The 1047-nt window shown below is 75.1% G+C and carries 1 pseudogene; it reads left to right on the top strand.

Features of this window, described 5'->3' with window-relative positions:
* Positions 1-126, top strand: a pseudogene (locus tag N4P33_RS35440) (1-acyl-sn-glycerol-3-phosphate acyltransferase); the annotation flags it as partial.
* Positions 127-1047 lie beyond the last annotated feature (921 nt).

Below are 1047 nucleotides of genomic sequence, written 5' to 3'. Positions count from 1 at the left end.
GTCTTCAACGGCCTGGCGGCGCTTCCGCAGAAGCGGCTGGTGCGCTTCATGGCGAAGGAGTCGGTCTTCCGGCACAAGGTCTCCGGTCCGCTGATGCGCGGGATGAAGCACATCCCGGTGGACCGTCTGCTGGACGAGCACCTCGACTACTACGGCGACTCGGCGATCCCGCTGCCGCCCCCGGCCAGGACCGCGGCCCCGGACGCCGTCCGAACGCTCCTGCGGGCCGCGCCCCTGCCGACCGCACTGGCCGCCGTCGGGACGGGCAGAGAAGCCGGTGCTTCCGACGCCCCCGGCGACAACCTGGGCTCGCTCGCCGCGCGCTGCGGCCTCTCCGTCGACGACGTGCGCGAGCTCGCCGAGCGGTGCGGTTTTCCCGGCGACGCCGCCGCCGTGTGGGACAGCGGCACCCCGCGGGAACTCGTCGAGCTGGCCGCCGACATCCTCGCGGCCCTCGTCGAACGGCTGCCCGCGCTCACCGGCCCGGCGGAGGCCTGGTCCGTCGACACCGCGCACATCCTCTACGCGCTGTACGAACGGGGCGCCACCCCCGACTCCATCGCGCGGAAGGTGTCCGACGCCGACCACGTCGACGTCGCCCCCGAACTGGAGGAGGAACCGGCTCCCGTGCCCGCCCCACTCGCGGCGGCGGCGTACGAGACCCCGTCACCTCAGGAGCTGTCCGAGCTGCTCGGCGTGCCCGGCCTGACGGAGGCACACCGTGCCGAACTCGACGGCCCGGCGCGTGCCCTGGCCGGCCTCGTCGACCGGCTGGCGACCACGGGCTGCGTGTTCCGCCGCGGTGACACCTTCGGGCTCACCCCGCTCGGCGGCACGGTCGTGCGGCACGTGCTGCGCGCGGGTCATGTGACCGCGCCGGACGAGGAGACCGTCACCGCCTGGGACGCGGCCACGACGGTCGCCGCCGTCCGGTACTGGCCCCCGGCCGTCGCGGCGGCCACGCTGGCAGGCTGGGTGCGGCGCGACGGCGGTACGCACGCGGCCTGGACCGCGCTGCTGACCGAAGCAGGCGCGCAGAAACCCGCC

It is taken from the genome of Streptomyces sp. 15-116A, from assembly GCF_025290915.1.
Lineage (GTDB): Bacteria > Actinomycetota > Actinomycetes > Streptomycetales > Streptomycetaceae > Streptomyces.
Note: the sequence above shows the minus strand (reverse complement) of the source record. Positions and strands in the feature narration are given on the sequence as shown.